This is a genomic window from Methylobacter sp. Wu1, from assembly GCF_036553575.1.
Taxonomy (GTDB): domain Bacteria; phylum Pseudomonadota; class Gammaproteobacteria; order Methylococcales; family Methylomonadaceae; genus Methylobacter.
This window is the reverse complement of the sequence record NZ_JAZHOC010000023.1, coordinates 28,857-44,743: the sequence shown is the minus strand read 5'-3', so window position 1 is coordinate 44,743 and position 15,887 is coordinate 28,857. Positions and strand designations below refer to the sequence as shown.

Here is a 15,887-nt window from a genome sequence, read left to right as displayed (position 1 = left end):
GGGCGATGGACCACCTGGTCCTAAGGTTAGGTGGATCGGGCTCCAGCGATTGCGTGATTTCGCCATCGCGCTGAACGCCCAACAGTGTATCTCGAAGAGATGTGTATAACGATGAGCGCTCCCGCGTGGGAATGCCGCCGGTGACGCTCCGGCGTCGCGCAACGCAGGAGCGTTGCAGGATGCGTTCCCACGCATAGAGCATGGGAACGATAAATTTACCTGGATTCCGTCTCGATGCGCTCGAAAAACAGCCGGTTCAGCTGTTTGAAAACCGGCCCCGGGCATTTCGTCAATCCTCGTCCGTCAATATCCTTGACCGGAATCATTTCCGCGCCGGTGCCGGTCAGAAAACATTCATCCGCCGTATAAAGATCATAAGGCGCCAGCGGCGCGATTTGCGCAGGAATGCCCGCCTCGGCGGCCAGTTCCAGAATCAATTCGCGGGTAATGCCTTCGAGCGCCCCTTCCGTGCACGGCGGTGTGGCCAGCGTTCCGTCCCGCACGATAAAAAGGTTGTCGGCCGTGCCTTCGGTCACCCGCCCCTGACCGTTCAATAAAACGGCTTCATCGACGCCGGCGTGATTGGCTTCGATCTTTGCCAGGATATGGTTCAGATAGTTGAGGCTTTTGATCCTCGGGTCCAGGCCGTCGAACGGCAGCCGGCGCGTGGCCGCGATGATCAGGCGGGCGCCCTGTTCGCGGCTCTGGCTGTGCACGAGACTTATCTGATCGGCAATGATGATCACGTTGGGCCGATGGCAGCCGACGGGATTCAACCCCAGCGGGCCGGGCCCGCGCGTCGCCATCAGCCGGATATAACCTGTCTCGCAGCCGAAAACCTCTACGATTTCCTCGACGGCCGCCGTCATCTCGGCAAGACTGTAAGGCATATCGAGCGCAATCGCCCTGGCCGACAACGCGAGGCGGTCAAGATGCTGTTGCAGGCGGAACGCGCGTTTATGATAGATGCGGATCCCTTCGAAAACGCCGTCGCCGTACAGCAAACCGTGATCGTTGACCGGAACGGACGCATCCGCCAGTGGTAACAGCTGGCCGTTCAGCCAGCACAGAGCTTGTTCAGACATATCAATCCTCGCTAATGTTTTTGGATAACGACTGTATTGGCGGGCAGAGATTTTCTGCCAACTGCAACACAACAAAGCACAATGATGGCGGTAATGATTTGGGAAGCCTGTACGGATTCGCCCAGCATGATTGCCCCGCCGGCAAGCGTTAAAAACGGTTGCAGTAACTGAAGCTGCCCTACGCGGGCGATGCCGCCCATGGACAGCCCTTTGTACCAGGCAAAAAAGGCCAGGTACATGCTCACGATGCTGACGTAAGCGAATCCGAGCAGGCTCGTCCAGCGCACCGCAAAAATATCCGTCGGCGCCGACATGACAACAGGCGGCAGCAATACCGGCACGGACAGCAGCAAGGCCCAACTGATGGTTTGCCAGGCACCGATCTCCTTGGACAGCCGGGCACCTTCCGCATAGCCGAAACCGACCGCGATAACAGAGCCCAGCAATAAAAAATCCGCAGCTTGAAACGCGCCTGCTCCGGCCACAAAAGAAAACGCGACGATTGCGGCGCTGCCGACTATCGTCGACAGCCAGAAGAAAGGGCCGGGACGCTCTTTTGCGAGCCAGGCGCCAAACAGCGCCGTCGACAGCGGAATCAGACCGACAATAACAGCGCCATGCGCAGCCGGAACGCTTTTCATGGCCAGGGACGACAATAGCGGGAAGCCAATGACGACGCCGAGTGCCGTGGCTCCTAACCTGAGCCATTGTCGTTTAGTTGGAATGGTCGCTTTCGTCGCCCAAAGTGCGATAGCGGCCAGGCTTGCGGCTATGACGGCGCGCCCCAATCCTACGAAAGCCGGGTCCAGATCGACCACAGCCAAGCGGGTCGCCGGCAATGTCAGACTGAAACAGAATACGCCTAACAGGCCCAGTGCCAGGCTTTGACGATTTGCCGGCCCATATTCAGGCATAAAACTCACCTTTCAAAACCGTTCTGGCTCGGCCGGGCAAATGCGCTTGGCCGTCGGCTTTTCCGCTGAACGGCTGTTCGACGATATAGAGGGATTTAATCATGATGAACTCCTTGTTGTTGACGCCGTTATCGTAGCCCACTATGCTTGTGCCGATACAGAAGCAGAAATAACTAATTAAACCGGTACAGATGGCGTCGATCGGCCACTGTACCGCTGTCCTGACGCCTTATCTGTAACGGTAAAACCATGGCATTACTCTATGAAGTCATCGCGGATCATTTACTGACAGCCATCGACCAGGGTGTTTACCGCCAGGGCGACCGCCTGCCCAGCGTCCGCAAGCTGCGCGAGCAGCATAACATCAGCGCGGCCACGGCGGTTGCGGCGCTGCACCAGTTGGAAGACCAGGGCTGTATTGAAGCGCGGGAGCGTTCCGGCTATTACGTGCGCTTCCGGCCCGGTGCCAGATTTCAAGAGCCGGCCGTGTCCAAACCGTCCAGCCGGCCGACGCCCGTGACCGGCCAGGACATGGTGCTGCGTCTGGCACAGGCGACTAACGATCCGGGCATGGTGCAACTGGGCGCGGCAGTGCCGGCACCGTCGTTTCTGCCTACGCAACGCGTGGAGCGGACGCTGGCTGGCTGTTCGCTCCGCTACCGCAACCGCGTCGCCGGCTACGAATTTCCGCCCGGCAGCCCGGAGCTGAGACGGCAGATCGCCCGGCGCATGTCCGAGGCCGGCTGTCAGGTCAGCCCCGACGACATCGTCATCACCAACGGCTGTCAGGAAGCGATCACGCTGGCCTTGCGCGCGGTCACCCAACCCGGCGACATTGTCGCGATCGAATCGCCGACCTTTTACGGCATGCTGCAGGTCATCGAGTCGCTGGCCCTGAAAGCCATCGAGATTCCGACGCACCCGCGCGACGGCATGGCGCTGGACGCCCTGCAACTGGCCTGCGAACAGTGGCCGATCAAGGCCTGCATCGTCGTGCCCAATTACAGCAATCCGCTAGGCTATTGCATGAGCGACGAGCGCAAGCGCGATCTGGTCAACCTGATGAATCGTTACCGCATCGCGCTGCTCGAAGACGATGTCTACGGCGATCTGGGTTTCGGCCTGCAGCGGCCCTCGGTCGCGAAAGCCTGGGATACCGAAGGCCGGGTCCTGCATTGCTCGTCGTTTTCCAAGTCGTTGTCGTCCGGGTTGCGCGTCGGCTGGATCGTGCCGGGCCAATACTTTGAAAAAGTGGAATACCTGAAATACGTGACCAACCTGGCCGCTCCGACCCTAGCCCAGCTGACCGTGGCGCAAATGCTGGAAGGCGGCAGTCACGACCGCTACCTGCGCCAGGCCAGAAATCAATACGCCCGCGCCATCGGACGCATGACGGAAGCCATCAGCCTGCATTTTCCCAAGGAAACCCGCGTGACCCAGCCGGCGGGCGGCTTCGTGCTGTGGGTGGAACTGCCCGGCGGCATCAATGCCGTCGAACTGGCGCAGCAGGCGCTGAAGGCAGGCATCAGCATCGCGCCCGGGCCGATTTTTTCAGCGACGCAGAAGTACCGGAATTTTATCCGCCTGAACTGCGCCTGCGAATGGGATGAACGGGTCGATCGGGCTTTGGTGACTTTGGGCCGGCTTATCGGTTAGCAGCTTAGCGTTCCCACGTTCCCGCGTGGGAATGCATCCTGCAACGCTCCGCGTTGCGTGGCGCCGGAGCGTCACCGGCGGCGTTTCCACGCCACCACTAGCTCAGAACAAGGGCCGGCACTTCACTTATGAAAGAGCGCTGGAGCATGTGCTTGATCGTCTGATGCAGAGTTGCGCCCGCCAATGAGCTTGCGTCATCGCTTTTAAAGAATTGATACAGCGCGGCGAGTTCTGATGGTCTATAACTTGACAGTTGATCAAGCCCATCCAACTCGGTTATATCCATTAACATGCGGTAATTGGCTTCGGTCGCCGGCAGGTCGATCATGGCCAAAAGATTCCGGAGAGATTGCCGGCGACACTGCAGCCATTGCTGATCAGACCAGTCTTGACGCTGCGCATAATAAACCAGCAGCAGAAACAACAGCGGGTGCTGTTGCCAAAGGGATTGCTGATAATAACGGGTCAGCCAGTGCTCGCTAAAGGCAAACACGCTGCCTTCACCATGATTTGCCGGATGGCTTATGGCCGGCCCTTCCAACGCTTCTGATGAATGGGCGGGGTATCGAAGGATGCCGGGATTTGTTTGGGCGGCGGCGATTAAGGCCTTGCTCATAAAAAGCTCCTTTTTGACGCTTTGCGCTTGAATCATATAAACAATCAAAAAACGGAAGGACCTAAAAACAAAAGATAAACGTGGGGTATTACGGGCGAGTTACAACACGGTAAAAATTTGAATAAAGACCGAATACACAGGTTTTCGCGTCTGAACCGGCTACAGATCATGACCAGGGAGGTGTCGGATTGCGACGAACCGCACCCGGCTTGTCTCTCTTAATGCAGCCGTTAGCTTTCCGGGAGTCCAGACGCTATTTCTGCCTCCGGCAATCAGGCAGACACCACTCGCTTGTCTCGGTTATCTGCCTGTTTCAGCGGAAGATCACATGGCTGATTTCCATGATTTTCATAGGCATAAATACCGGTGCCGCCCTTCTCTGGCAGGTCATAGGTGTGGATGTTACAACCCTGGCCGGCCTTGATTTCGCCGGTCGTAAATGTATAGTCAGGCTCCGCTGCCATAACTATGCCACTGATGCCCAGTGACAGCGCTGACACCATGGATAATGCGATTGCAAAATGTATCATTTTCATTTTCGGCTACTCAAAATTTACAAAATTAATAATCAATGATCCATCGAGCATGGCTGTTATGGCGCAATGGTTCTCCGGATCTCTGGTTCTTAATAAAGCAACTCTCGTGCCAACTAAGTAAAAATAAAAAACAATATAAATATCAAAATGATATGTTCAGAGGAAAAGAATTGAAAACAACTTTGCCTGGCGGGTGAGACAGTACGGCTGTCTCACAGCTGTCTTATGAGACAGTCGCGAGACAGTGTCCAGGCAAGGTCGGAGGATTACGGAATCTGCGAGTCGGGCCCGGGGCGAACACTGGATTGAAAAGCGCCTGTTACGGCCATAGGCTGGCTATCGATTCAGCGAAATGTCCAATTCAGACAGACGCCGGTAGAACGTAGCGCGGCTGATGCCGAGCATTCTGGCGGCTTGCAGGCGATTGCCGCGGGTTTTGTTCAGAGCGGCCAGAATGCGGCCCCGCTCGTCTTCCACGGCCGTCGTGGGTTCAGTCTCGATAAAGGCAGGTGCTGCGCCCCGGCTGAATTCGGGCGGCAGGTCCTGAGGATTGATGCGCTCGCCTTTACTGTGGATAACCGCATAGTCCACGCAGGCTTTCAGCTCGCGCACATTGCCCGGCCAGTCGTAATTCATCAGGCATTGCAGGGCTTCGGCCCCGAACCGGGGCTGAGCCCGGCTGGAAAAATGGAAGCTCTGGCAGAGGAAGGACTCGACCAGCAGCGGGATGTCCGCTTTGCGCTCGCGCAGGGCCGGCACATAAAGCCGCGCCACGCGCAGGCGGTAGAGCAGGTCCTCGCGGAAGCGGCCAGCGCGGACCTCTTCGGTCAGATTCTTGTGCGTCGCCACCAGAATCCGCACATCGACCTTGCGTATCCGGGTGTCGCCGAGGCGGGTGATTTCCTTTTCCTGCAGCACGCGCAGCAGGCTGGCCTGCATGCTCAAGGGCAGATCACCGATCTCGTCCAGAAACAGGGTGCCGCCGTGCGCGGCCTCGAAAAAGCCCTCCTGGTCCGCGACCGCGCCCGTAAACGCGCCCTTGCGGTGGCCGAAAAGCTGGCTGGCCAGCAGCGATTCGCTGAGTCCTGCCGAGTTGACGGCGATGAACGGCCCGTCCTTGCGCGGGCTGGCGGCATGGATGCTGTGGGCGACCAGTTCCTTGCCGACGCCAGTTTCGCCCTCGATCAATACGGTCCAGTCGCCGCGCGCCACATCCTCGATGAGCCGGTACAGTTCCTGCATGGCCTCACAATTGCCGAGCATCCGGCCGTAGCGGCTCTCGTCGATGGTCTGCCGCAGTTGATGGATTTCGGTGACGTCGTAGAGCAGCAGAATGTGGCGGTCGGGCGCTTGCGGATCGTCGCGCACGTCGCATTCCACCCAGCAGGCTTTCCGGTCCGGACACTGCCAGTGCAGGGTGATGCGGTAGCGTTCGGCGGGCGGAAGATCCAGCAGCCGCTGCAATTGTATTTTCGACTGCATTTCGAAAGGCAGAACCTGATCCCAGGAACGGCCCACGGCGGTGTCGCGGTCGATGCCGGCAAACTGCTCGCAGGACTCGCTGACGAATTCCACGCGGTGATCGGCGTCCAGCATCAGGGTGCCTACGCGGAATTGATTGAGCAAGACCAGCAGGTTTTCCTGGCTTTTCTTGAGCTCGGCCAAGGTATGCGCGGCCAGCGCCTCGGCTGACTTGCGCTCGGAAATGTCGCGCACGATGCCCTTGAACGTGACTCCCTGGGGGAGCTTCACCTCGGTCACGGTGAGATCGATAGGGAATACGGTGCCGTCTTTCTTTAGCGCCGAGATCTCCCGAGCCGCCCCGATCATTTTGGCGCGGCCGGTTTTCAGGTAGTTTTCAAGGTAGCGGTCATGCAGGTTGCGATGCGGCTCCGGCATCAGCAATCTGACGTTATGGCCCAGCAGTTCTTCCGGGCGGTAGCCGAAGATGCGCTCCGTGGCGGGGTTGACGGACTGGATGATGCCGGATGCGTCGATAGTGATGATGGCATCGACGGAGCTGTTCAGCAAGGCGCGATGGCGGACTTCCTCTTCCTTCAGCTGGTTTTCCTTTTCCCGGATCTCGGAAATATCGGCGAAAACCGCAACCGCATGGCTGATGTCGCCTTGCTGGTTATGTATCGGGGAGGCGCTGACATGGAGAGGGATACAGCGGCCGTCGCGCCGGATCTCTACGTCGCTCACAGCCAGCGTTTCCCCCGCCAGCGCCCGCGTGGTCGGCAAGGCTTCAAGCGGATAAGGCTTATCGGTGCCGGCCAGGGTCACCTGGAAATAGTCCACCAGATTTTCAATTATGCTGCCCGGCTCGAGCGCTTTTCCGGTAATGTCGCTGGCCGCCCGGTTGGCAAAGAAGATCCGGCTTTGCGCATCCAGCACCACGATACCGGAAGGGATGGCTTCGAGGAATTTATGGAACTGCCGGGCTTGCCTTTGCACTTCGGCCTGGGCTTCCTTTTGCGCCGTCACATCGGTCTGGATGCCTATGTAATGGGTGAGCCGGCCCTGGTCGTCGAAAACCGGGGCCAGACGCAGTTCGTTCCAGAAGAACGTGCCGTCCTTGCGGTAATTCCTGAGCACGACCGTCGTTTCCCGGCCCTCGTCAATCGCCTTGCGCAGAATGTCCAGATCGGGCTGGTCATGGTCCTCGCCCCGAAGGAACCGGCAGTTCCGTTCCAGGATTTCGGCTTTCGAGTAGCCGGTCATGACTTCGAATGCCCGGTTTACATAGATGAGAGGCGTGTCATACTGTCTCGCGTCGGCTACGGTGATGCCGCAGCTGGCGGAGTCCAGCGCTTTGATGATCCAGTCCGGTACGTTTTGGGGATTAGTCAAGGGCACGATGGTCGCCTTTTTTATTAGTTCAGGTTGGCAGAAAGATACTATACGTCTGGCCTTTGTTTGCTCCTCCTAGTTCCCGGAAATCTCTGGAAAATAAACCCGGACTCTACCATCCGGTTACCGTTTCTACGCTCCGGCGCCGCCTTACGAAAACAGGAATAGAGGTGCGTATTGCGGAAGACAGGTTATGGCATATGGAAAAGCCGGACAAAAGTGGCAGGGCTTATGCAAGCTTGTCCGCTTCGGCGCGCGCTCGCGCAGTCTCTTCTTGCGCCAGCCTGTATTTGCCGACAATCTGGTGGAACAGCAGCCGGAAGCGTCGCTCGATCAGAACGCCCGCTTCCATAGCGGACATGATTTCCGCGAAGCAGCGCGCGGTGTCGTCATATTGCCCCAGCCCCAAGTGCGCCCGTCCGAGCAGGATCGGTCGGAAACTGACGGCATGAGGGACTAGGATGACTGGCCGTCTCGCGCTCCTTTCTCAAAGCTCGGGATGTCCTGCCACCCAGTCTGCCAGCCACAGAATCGGGCGCATCCTGCTGCTGTTTCCAGGATCATTTTACTTTTTTGGGCGAGGTCGCAAAGTAGGCAGTGGCCAAGCGTTTGACCTGGTTCGGCTTCAGCCCGTCCCGCCCCGGCAGCACGGTGGCCTTGGGATCGTAATACTGCATGACATTAAGGACCTCGGCATTCTTGATGACGGCTCCCTCATGGACAAGCCCCGCCGCGTGTCCGATCTCGTGAAGCAGGATCACATTGTCGGGAGATTTGATCTGGGAGTTGATCAAGATGAACTCCAGGTTCCAGTTTCCAACGCCCTCATCGACATTAAGGCAAACAAAGTTCGCCGCTTATTGGGGTTTCAAAATGCCCGTTGACGGGTTTGCCGGCGAAAAAAAGATACCCTGACGCGCCTTGGTATTTCCCTGTCCCATCAATAACAGTGGCAAAGGCACTAGAAAATCCACTCGTGGATGTTCCCGTCGATGTATCAAACACCCCCGTGTCACGAGTTATCAAAGTACCGTGATTCGTTGTAATCTCCAAAATTCCGCTATACGAGAGGGTAGTGGATGGATTTGGAGCAGTGCTAGGACCTGGAGCGGTGCTATCCACGGTAAAGAATTCAATCGCTCCGTTTAACCCTAGATTTCCGCTGATGGTCCCGGTATCGCAGAGGCCGATGGGACTCGTGCATCCAGTAGTCGTCAGGAACGATATGGCGTGTGCCTTGACTGGCTTGCATTCGGTGGCTTTCGCCTGAAAGGGGATGCCGGCCGACAATACAGCGGATACCAATACCGCCGCCAAGTTTTGGGGAATTTTCATGATTATATCCTTGTATTCTTCGGGTTGTTAAAACGCTTCGTCGAAATGGTTTTTAAGGCCGGACGGGATATTCATCCCGTCCGTAACGTTTGGAGGAACTTCGGAAATGAAGGAAGTTGTTGGGGCTGCCCAAGGGCGTCCAAACGTTGAGACAAGGTTGCAAACCCCGTCCCGCTCAGCCGCGCCAGAGCTCACTCGATCATCATACCGCCCGCGAGTTGCTGTACCTCGGCGCCGTCGTCGCTCGCTCGAAGCGCACTCGTTTCGAGCTCTGGCAGGTCGGCCACAAACTCGCGGGCTTCTATAATATGACCGTGGTGAACTTTGTAGAACGCCCCAACCTCTAGGCTTATCCGGCTGCCCTTGGGGTAATCCAACAAGTCTCCGTTAACGGTGGCCGACCATGTGCAGCGCATTGAAAATGCTGAATCGTTGGCGAGGAGCTCATGGAGAACAACATGCCGGTCAACCATCACTGATTGAGCGAAGGTGAGCGCTTCTCTGAGTTGTGCCAATCCTCCACTTCTGCCGGCCGGAAACAGCTTCGAAGGATATTCAATCCAGACACAGTCTTCGGCGTAAAGCTCGAGAAATCGGTCAGAGCCATAAAATGTTGGCGTGCCGTCGTTATAGAGTTCAATCCACCGCCGCGCGATTGCCGCAGTCTTGCTATTATTCCTATATAACTCATTCATAAATAATAATTCCTTAAATCGTGGGTTACCTGTTGATGAAACCGCAAAATCCCGCCCGCAAGCGGATTGAGCTGAAAGCCTGATTAGGGTGGACAGTTTGGATATGCGATTCCCATTTCAGTAGTCATGCATGTATCCGGGCTAGCCTCTTGCGCGGAGCAAACAAAGAAACCTGCCCATCCTAGCCGTCTTTACTTATCATTTTGGTATAGTTGGTATAGTCTGTCCGTACCAAGACCACTGTTCTACACCATTGTGCGCAAAAGTTCCGGCCATGCCCCTAAGCGTTTCGGCACTTCCACCTTCAAATAACCAGCCATCATAATCTTGCTCGAAGCCACCTTCTCTGATCCTTTTAAAGGTTATGTGTCGATCTTTGCATTTACCTATAATTTTGTCACCCTTTTCACCCTTAAAGAAAATTACCGATTGGAATGTGTATGTACCATCAGCCGCTTTTGATAGCGATAGCCCTGGTGAAACGTAGGCGGCGTCACCTTCATGCCCATTTGCCGTGATCCTTAATCCCTTATGGTCTAGGAAGCCACATACATCCTCGGCTAAAGCAGAGGTAGGGATTGCCGCACTCAGTAGTAGAGCGAAGGTAAACAACGTATTTTGTTTCATTTGTATCTCTTAAAATTTATGGGAAAGATGATAATAAAGACAGCGGTTTTTCTCATACCACTGCCCCGCTGCGGCTATGGCTCGCGGTGAGTTTAGCCGTAAGCCAACCTGAACGGGACGGTCGGCAGATTACTGGATGACTGCGCTCAAAGTCGTTAGGCAGCGGTAAGGTATCGGTAAGGAATTGGTAAGCCTTTCACCGCGAATACCGGATCGGTAATCGGGCATCCGGCCGAAAGGTCATGATTGGGAAAGGATTTTTGAATGCCGGCTTCCGGTATTCGGCAACCGGCAGACAAATCTTCGAGCCGATTAGGACGTATATTGGAGTTCTCTTTTCATGAGCTCGGCATTAAGCAGCGAGGCGCGCAAAATCAGGGCTTCTTCATCGTCCTCGCCCAGGGAATCCACAAGTTTATGGATGATAGCCGCGGATTGCGTCCAATAGCGGCGTGCTTCCTCGTGGCGATCCAGGCGCTGGTTGACATCTCCCGCGAGGGCATACACCCGCCAGGCCGCCAGCGGGAGTTCCGCACCTTCGGCATCGACGATGGCGAGCGCGCGCGACAGATGCGCCAGCGCTTCCTCCCAGGCATGCTCCGCCATGGCGATCTCCGTGAGCAGCCGATGGCCGAGTGCGAGATAGGCCCGTTCGCCCGGCGGGCCGGCCAGTTCGAACAGCTTATCCGCTTCGGCGCGCGCCCGCGCCGGTTCTCGCTGCGCCAGCCAGTATTCGCCGACTCCGTGGTGGAACATCATGCCAAAACGCCGATGGATCAAAACGCCCGCTTCCATACCGGAGGTGATTTCTGCGAAGCAACGTGGGGCCTCGTCATATTGCCCCAGCCCCAAGTGTGCCCGTCCGAGCAGAATCGGTCGGAAAATGACGGCATGGGGATCACCGAGCCGCGGTTGCGCTCGTTCGCACAACGCCAGTCCGCCTTGAAAGTCCAGGGCCTCCAGGTGCAGCCACGCCGCCAGCAACTGGAGCAAGGTCTGGACGAAAGGACTGGCGTTTTGCTCGGCGGCGCGCAAACCTTCCGCCAGGAGCTTTCTCAGTTCGCCCCACTCGCCTAGATGCAGCAAGGCCCAAGTCTTGGAAACATCACCGGCTGCGCAATGAAAACCGTCGCCCAGCTCGCGGCCGAGCTGCGAGTACTCTCGCGCCGCAGCCAATGCAGTGCGGTAATCGGACCGATACAATTCGAAGGCCGTGTACAGCATGAGATATAGAGCCAGCGTCGGCCAATTTCCCGCCTCCCGAGCCGCATCGATAGCGCGCACGAGGGCCGTCTGCTCCCGATCTCCCGGCCAGACGCCCATTTCGAGGTGAAAATAGACCCGTTGAGCTTCCGCATATGCCTTAAGGCCCTCATCGGCAACCGCCTTGCTTCGTTCTACAGCCTGTTCCATGGTTACGAGAAAGCGCGCAGAATCATATAACATCAGCGTGAAGCACAAGAAAATCAGGCCCCCGACTTCCTGCTCCAATCGGCCTTCGGCGCGGGCCAGGGCAGCTAGGCCATCGAGATCCTCCACCACGCTCGGCCAATCGTTCAGAGCGCGGTGAACGAGGGCGCGTTGCTGCAACAGCACCAAACGCGCGTCGACCCGCTCTTCCGCCGGCAGCCGGTCCACCCACGCGAGGGCTCGGCCGAGATAGTCGAGCGCTTCGCGATTGGCGAAGCGTGCCGCCGACTGATCGGCAGCCTGGCGCAGATAGCGCAGGGCTCTGGCGAAATCACGCCCCTCTTCGAAGTGGCGGCCCAACTCGGCGGCGATCTCTCCCGACTGTTCACCATAGGCAAGCTCCAGCCGTTCGCCCAGGCGCCGGTGCAAGGCGACTCGATAGGCCGGGGGAAGCTGTTGGTAAAGCACTTCTGCGTACAAGGCATGGCGAAACCCATAGTTTCCGGCGACCGTGCCATCCTGCCACTCCGCCACCCCGGCCGAGGCCAGCATCGGTCCCCGCCGCGCCAGCGCCTCGCAGTGGGACTCGACGGCGATCAGGTCCTTCTCCAGCACCGCCGCCAAAAGCGCCGCGGAGCTTTCCATGCCGGCCGCGCTGGCCACCTGGAGAATTTGTTGCTCCTCCGGGCTCAGCCTTCGGATCTGGTGTTCGATCATTTGCTGGATATCCTCCGGCACCCCCCGTTCCAACCCTTCGCCGTCCTCGGAGATACTCCATAAGCCGTCAGTGTGCCGCAGCCGCCCCTCGGTCAGAAGATAATCCAGGAGGTTCGCCACGAACAAAGGGTGTCCGCCGGTGCGGCGATAAATGATTTGAGCCACGGCTCCGGGAAGCGGTTTTTCCGGAAACCGGCAAGCGAGATAGGCGTTCACTTCATCGGGCGAGAAGGCGTCGAGGGGAAGGGTGGCGCAAAGCCGATGCGTCTGCAGCTCCTGCTGCATTCGTTCCATCGGATGACCCCTCAGCGCCGCGTCGCTCGGCCGATAGCTGCCGATCACCAGGAGACGCGCCCGCTCCCGCTGCCGCCCCAGCGCCGCGAGCAGATCCAGGGTGGCGTAATCGCTCCAGTGCAGGTCTTCCAGCACCACGATCAACGGCGCATTCATGCTCAACACCTCGAGCAGCTCGCAGCCTTCCCGCACCAGCCGTTCCCGCGTCGCCCCGAGCACCTCCTGCTGCAAGTCCAGACGTTCCTCCGCCGTGAGCAGTCCCGGCAACTGCAATAGCCAGGTCGGCGCATAGCCCCTCAAAGCGGCTTTTACCTGCCGGGAGTCGCCCGCTCGGCTGAGCGGATCCAGAAGCGGCAACAGCGCCTCGCCCGAGCCATAATGCTCGATGCATTGCCCCCGCAGCACGGCGGGCGCATCCGCCACGGCAGCCTGCAGAAACATCTCGACCAGCGTGGTCTTGCCCAGCCCCGCCTCGCCGGTCAGGAACACGATTTGCCGCTCGCCCTGCAGCGCAGTCCGCCAGAGTAGCAACAGGCGTTCCAGCAACGCCTCCCGGCCTACCCAGTGCCGCGTTTCCGCATACGGCACATGTTCTTTCGCCATGGGCCTGGCCGGGTTCACTTCGGCGATGAACCGGTAGCCACGCCGGGCCACCGTCTCGATGTACCGGGGCTCGCGCGGATCGTCCCCGAGCGCTTTGCGCAGCTCATATACGGCCAGCTTCAGTACGGCCTCGCTCACGAACCGGTGCCCCCATACCGCATCCAGCAACTGTTCTTTGCTGACCAATTGGCCGTGATGCTCCACCAGGTAAGTCAGTACCGCCAATTGCCTGGCCGGCAGCGTCAGCGCCTCCGTCTCCCGCCAAAGGCGCGCACCGCACGGCTCCAGCCGGTACGGACCGAATATCCATTCCCCCTGCTCCGACATACTCTTTCCTCGTTATTTTTCTTAACCGAAACCTAACCAAATCTTACCGTTTCCTAACGACTTTTCCTAGTCGCCGCAACTATTCTAGTCCCGCTGTCCAGTTCGAGCTTACCTGTGAACCGCGCGTCGATTGACCGATCGGCATACAAATCAGAGCGGAACAAGAGTAGCCACAAAAAGCGGCGGTTCTTAAATCGGCCAGAATCGATACTTTCTTGAACCCGAAATCTCCGAAAGTAAGCGCAGACCGGCAGAAAAATCATCTTTTACCAACCGCCTTCCCGGTTTAAAGGAATCTTTTCTTGAAAGACCTAAAGAGGGCAAATATTCAATTCAAGGGGAAAACTATGGCAGATCCAATACAGGGTAAAGTCGACTTCATCGATGCCAATGGAGAGCCCAGGCTGCACATCGATCCGGATAAGGCCGACCTGTTTCTGGGTGGGAGCAGTCAAGATGGGACAGTCGTTCTTATAAATGGCAATAAAGATCACATGATCGGCCCGGAGCGCGCTTATCCCTTACGAGTACTTTACGAAACCAGGAGATCACCATGTCACATACATTGAAGATACGTTCGCTCAAGCATTTCGCAACGCTCGCCCTCGGCACGATCGCATTGCTGTGCATGAGCCATGCCGCATCCGCTTCCGGCGGGTCCTGCAAGAAGGTCCACGCGCGTGTTTTCCTGCACGCGGAAGAGACACTCACCTGCGGTTCCCCGATCGGTCTGTGCGTTTCCGCCGAGCTGTATGGTTCGCTTGCGGGCACCGCGACGGTCGTCGGTACCAGTTCAACATCCCTCCCGGACACACCGGCGACCGGGGTGGTATTCTTGACTGCCGAAGATCGGATCGACACCGGCGACGGCATACTTCTGACGAAAGGCGCGGCTGTGCTGCAGATTACCGGCGAGGGTGTGCTCGCGGAGATCAATCAGATCGTCGGCGGTAGCGGTCGCTGGGCCGGAGCGACCGGAACGCTGACCGGGACCGGTACTCTCATCAACGGTGCGGGCGAGGCCCTGGTCAGCGGCGAGATCTGCACGCCATAGTGCGACTACAAGGAGAACAACAAATCATGAAAACCAAAAACCAAGTTACCGGCTGCTTCGGCCGCTTGACCTCAGGAATAGCGATCTTCGCATTAGCTCATCAGATGGCATCGGCAGAAGTGATCGTTCAAGAAGTGACGATTCAGCGGGGCGACCTGGATCTCCCCGGAGTCATTTTTTACGACAGCAGCATTACCGCACAGAAGCCGGCCGTGGCGATGCTGCATGGCTGCAGCGGCATGTGGCGGAACGGCATTCCCCATGAACTCGACCCGGTTACCCAGCAGCCAAGAGTCGAGCAATATCTGGACAAATGGGGGCGGAGGCTCGCCGAGGCCGGTTATATCGCCGTCGCGGTAGACAGCTATACCGTCCGTAGACCCGCGGACCGGACGGAGAGCGCCTGGCAGAACCAGTGCGGCTGGAAATACGATCAAGGCGTCAGCGAGAATACGGTGCGGCCGGGCGATGCGGAAGCGGCCCGCGCCTGGCTGGCGGCACGCAGCGACGTCAAGGCCGACAAGATCGGCCTAATGGGATGGTCGCAGGGAGCTACCGCCGCAATGGTTGCCATGGGTGCCACGCCCATCGACAGCAAAACGCTGAGAACGGAGGCGAGCACCAAGCCGTTCAAGGGGGCGGTCGCATTCTATCCCGGCTGCGGCTTCAAATACGGCGAAGACACTTGGGCTTTCAACGGCACGTCCTATTCGTATTGGCGCCCTTACGCCCCGGTGCGGATCAATCACGGCAGCCATGACCAGCTCTATGATGCCGCTTACGTCAAGGAAACCGATACCTTTGATCGAGATCCGCTTCCCAAGATCCGCTACCACTGCGGAATCCGGGTGGATCGGGCCAAGGCCGTCTACGGCGCCAGCAAGGCCACCGGCAACGAGGTGACGCTGGCGGTCATGCCGGACGCCCACCATAGTTTCGATTATCCGCGCCAAACCGGCTTTCCTGCCGAGCCCTGCCCGGAGCCCGGGCATCCCGCAGATGTGCGGGCGGAATGTGTCTATGACCTCGAATCGCTGGGCTTTTTCGACGCGTTGCTGAAGTGAACACGGTGCGTCCGTAAAGGAAACTGTGATCAAGTCTTTAGGGCGCGCGGGTTCATTCGCTCGGCGAGGGCAAAATAAAGTGGGCCGATTTAAGGTTTACC

At 58.1% G+C, this 15,887-nt stretch carries 15 protein-coding genes; 4 read left to right on the top strand and 11 right to left on the bottom strand.

The genetic code is table 11. The features are described from left to right. The 3 genes from V2P20_RS02385 to V2P20_RS02375 form a co-directional block, all read right to left on the bottom strand. Positions 1 to 202: hypothetical protein (locus V2P20_RS02385; protein WP_331815751.1), on the bottom strand; the 202-nt coding region annotated here is incomplete at its 3' end. 13 nt (positions 203 to 215) lie between these two features. Then, positions 216 to 1,085, bottom strand: coding sequence for a branched-chain-amino-acid transaminase (gene ilvE / locus V2P20_RS02380; RefSeq protein ID WP_331815749.1), 870 nt, complete (start codon positions 1,083 to 1,085; stop codon positions 216 to 218). An 11-nt stretch (positions 1,086 to 1,096) separates the two neighbouring features. Continuing rightward, entirely contained in the window at positions 1,097 to 1,999 is a 903-nt protein-coding gene (locus V2P20_RS02375; protein ID WP_331815747.1) for a DMT family transporter, read from the bottom strand. A 249-nt stretch (positions 2,000 to 2,248) separates the two neighbouring features. Between V2P20_RS02375 and V2P20_RS02370 the strand changes: the two genes are divergently transcribed. After that, positions 2,249 to 3,655 carry a PLP-dependent aminotransferase family protein gene (locus V2P20_RS02370; RefSeq protein WP_331815745.1) on the top strand — a complete coding sequence of 469 codons (1,407 nt, stop codon included), beginning with the start codon at positions 2,249 to 2,251 and terminating at the stop codon, positions 3,653 to 3,655. Between the two features lie 97 nt (positions 3,656 to 3,752). On the opposite strand, the gene V2P20_RS02365 is transcribed toward V2P20_RS02370, so the two are convergent. From V2P20_RS02365 to V2P20_RS02355, 3 genes are all read right to left on the bottom strand, one after another. Beyond that, positions 3,753 to 4,271 (bottom strand): hypothetical protein, encoded by a 519-nt coding sequence (locus V2P20_RS02365; protein WP_331815743.1) that lies wholly within the window; start codon positions 4,269 to 4,271, stop codon positions 3,753 to 3,755. 272 nt (positions 4,272 to 4,543) lie between these two features. After that, a complete protein-coding gene (locus tag V2P20_RS02360) occupies positions 4,544 to 4,807 on the bottom strand; it encodes a hypothetical protein (RefSeq protein ID WP_331815741.1) in 264 nt (87 codons plus the stop codon). Between the two features lie 336 nt (positions 4,808 to 5,143). After that, a complete protein-coding gene (locus V2P20_RS02355) occupies positions 5,144 to 7,666 on the bottom strand; it encodes a PAS domain S-box protein (RefSeq protein WP_331815739.1) in 2,523 nt (840 codons plus the stop codon). 187 nt (positions 7,667 to 7,853) lie between these two features. Between V2P20_RS02355 and V2P20_RS02350 the strand changes: the two genes are divergently transcribed. Next, positions 7,854 to 8,120 carry a hypothetical protein gene (locus tag V2P20_RS02350; RefSeq protein WP_331815737.1) on the top strand — a complete coding sequence of 89 codons (267 nt, stop codon included), beginning with the start codon at positions 7,854 to 7,856 and terminating at the stop codon, positions 8,118 to 8,120. Between the two features lie 100 nt (positions 8,121 to 8,220). Here the strand turns inward: V2P20_RS02350 and V2P20_RS02345 are convergent, their stop codons facing one another. The 5 genes from V2P20_RS02345 to V2P20_RS02325 all read right to left on the bottom strand — a co-directional run bounded on the left by V2P20_RS02345 (position 8,221) and on the right by V2P20_RS02325 (position 13,668). Continuing rightward, the gene (locus tag V2P20_RS02345; protein ID WP_331815735.1) at positions 8,221 to 8,454 is read right to left on the bottom strand and encodes a hypothetical protein; all 234 of its coding nucleotides are present in this window, start codon (positions 8,452 to 8,454) and stop codon (positions 8,221 to 8,223) included. Between the two features lie 40 nt (positions 8,455 to 8,494). Continuing rightward, positions 8,495 to 8,995 carry a hypothetical protein gene (locus V2P20_RS02340; protein ID WP_331815733.1) on the bottom strand — a complete coding sequence of 167 codons (501 nt, stop codon included), beginning with the start codon at positions 8,993 to 8,995 and terminating at the stop codon, positions 8,495 to 8,497. A 191-nt stretch (positions 8,996 to 9,186) separates the two neighbouring features. Beyond that, positions 9,187 to 9,690, bottom strand: coding sequence for a nuclear transport factor 2 family protein (locus V2P20_RS02335; RefSeq protein WP_331815731.1), 504 nt, complete (start codon positions 9,688 to 9,690; stop codon positions 9,187 to 9,189). A gap of 198 nt (positions 9,691 to 9,888) precedes the next feature. Beyond that, positions 9,889 to 10,317, bottom strand: coding sequence for a hypothetical protein (locus tag V2P20_RS02330; protein WP_331815729.1), 429 nt, complete (start codon positions 10,315 to 10,317; stop codon positions 9,889 to 9,891). 312 nt (positions 10,318 to 10,629) lie between these two features. Then, the gene (locus V2P20_RS02325) at positions 10,630 to 13,668 is read right to left on the bottom strand and encodes an AAA family ATPase (RefSeq protein ID WP_331815727.1); all 3,039 of its coding nucleotides are present in this window, start codon (positions 13,666 to 13,668) and stop codon (positions 10,630 to 10,632) included. A 553-nt stretch (positions 13,669 to 14,221) separates the two neighbouring features. On the opposite strand from V2P20_RS02325, the gene V2P20_RS02320 reads away from it, so the two are divergent. Further along, positions 14,222 to 14,722 carry a hypothetical protein gene (locus tag V2P20_RS02320; protein WP_331815725.1) on the top strand — a complete coding sequence of 167 codons (501 nt, stop codon included), beginning with the start codon at positions 14,222 to 14,224 and terminating at the stop codon, positions 14,720 to 14,722. Between the two features lie 26 nt (positions 14,723 to 14,748). After that, positions 14,749 to 15,786: a dienelactone hydrolase family protein gene (locus V2P20_RS02315; protein ID WP_331815723.1), complete on the top strand. Its 1,038-nt coding sequence runs from the start codon at positions 14,749 to 14,751 to the stop codon at positions 15,784 to 15,786. Positions 15,787 to 15,887: the final 101 nt, after the last annotated feature.

What these genes read in the sequence shown, in the direction of transcription:
- ilvE (WP_331815749.1), bottom strand. Translation starts at nt 1,085, where the DNA reads ATGTCTGAACAAGCTCTGTGCTGGCTGAACGGCCAGCTGTTACCACTG.
- V2P20_RS02375 (WP_331815747.1), bottom strand. Translation starts at nt 1,999, where the DNA reads ATGCCTGAATATGGGCCGGCAAATCGTCAAAGCCTGGCACTGGGCCTG.
- V2P20_RS02370 (WP_331815745.1), top strand. Translation starts at nt 2,249, where the DNA reads ATGGCATTACTCTATGAAGTCATCGCGGATCATTTACTGACAGCCATC.
- V2P20_RS02365 (WP_331815743.1), bottom strand. Translation starts at nt 4,271, where the DNA reads ATGAGCAAGGCCTTAATCGCCGCCGCCCAAACAAATCCCGGCATCCTT.
- V2P20_RS02360 (WP_331815741.1), bottom strand. Translation starts at nt 4,807, where the DNA reads ATGAAAATGATACATTTTGCAATCGCATTATCCATGGTGTCAGCGCTG.
- V2P20_RS02350 (WP_331815737.1), top strand. Translation starts at nt 7,854, where the DNA reads ATGGCATATGGAAAAGCCGGACAAAAGTGGCAGGGCTTATGCAAGCTT.
- V2P20_RS02340 (WP_331815733.1), bottom strand. Translation starts at nt 8,995, where the DNA reads ATGAAAATTCCCCAAAACTTGGCGGCGGTATTGGTATCCGCTGTATTG.
- V2P20_RS02335 (WP_331815731.1), bottom strand. Translation starts at nt 9,690, where the DNA reads ATGAATGAGTTATATAGGAATAATAGCAAGACTGCGGCAATCGCGCGG.
- V2P20_RS02330 (WP_331815729.1), bottom strand. Translation starts at nt 10,317, where the DNA reads ATGAAACAAAATACGTTGTTTACCTTCGCTCTACTACTGAGTGCGGCA.
- V2P20_RS02325 (WP_331815727.1), bottom strand. Translation starts at nt 13,668, where the DNA reads ATGTCGGAGCAGGGGGAATGGATATTCGGTCCGTACCGGCTGGAGCCG.
- V2P20_RS02320 (WP_331815725.1), top strand. Translation starts at nt 14,222, where the DNA reads ATGTCACATACATTGAAGATACGTTCGCTCAAGCATTTCGCAACGCTC.
- V2P20_RS02315 (WP_331815723.1), top strand. Translation starts at nt 14,749, where the DNA reads ATGAAAACCAAAAACCAAGTTACCGGCTGCTTCGGCCGCTTGACCTCA.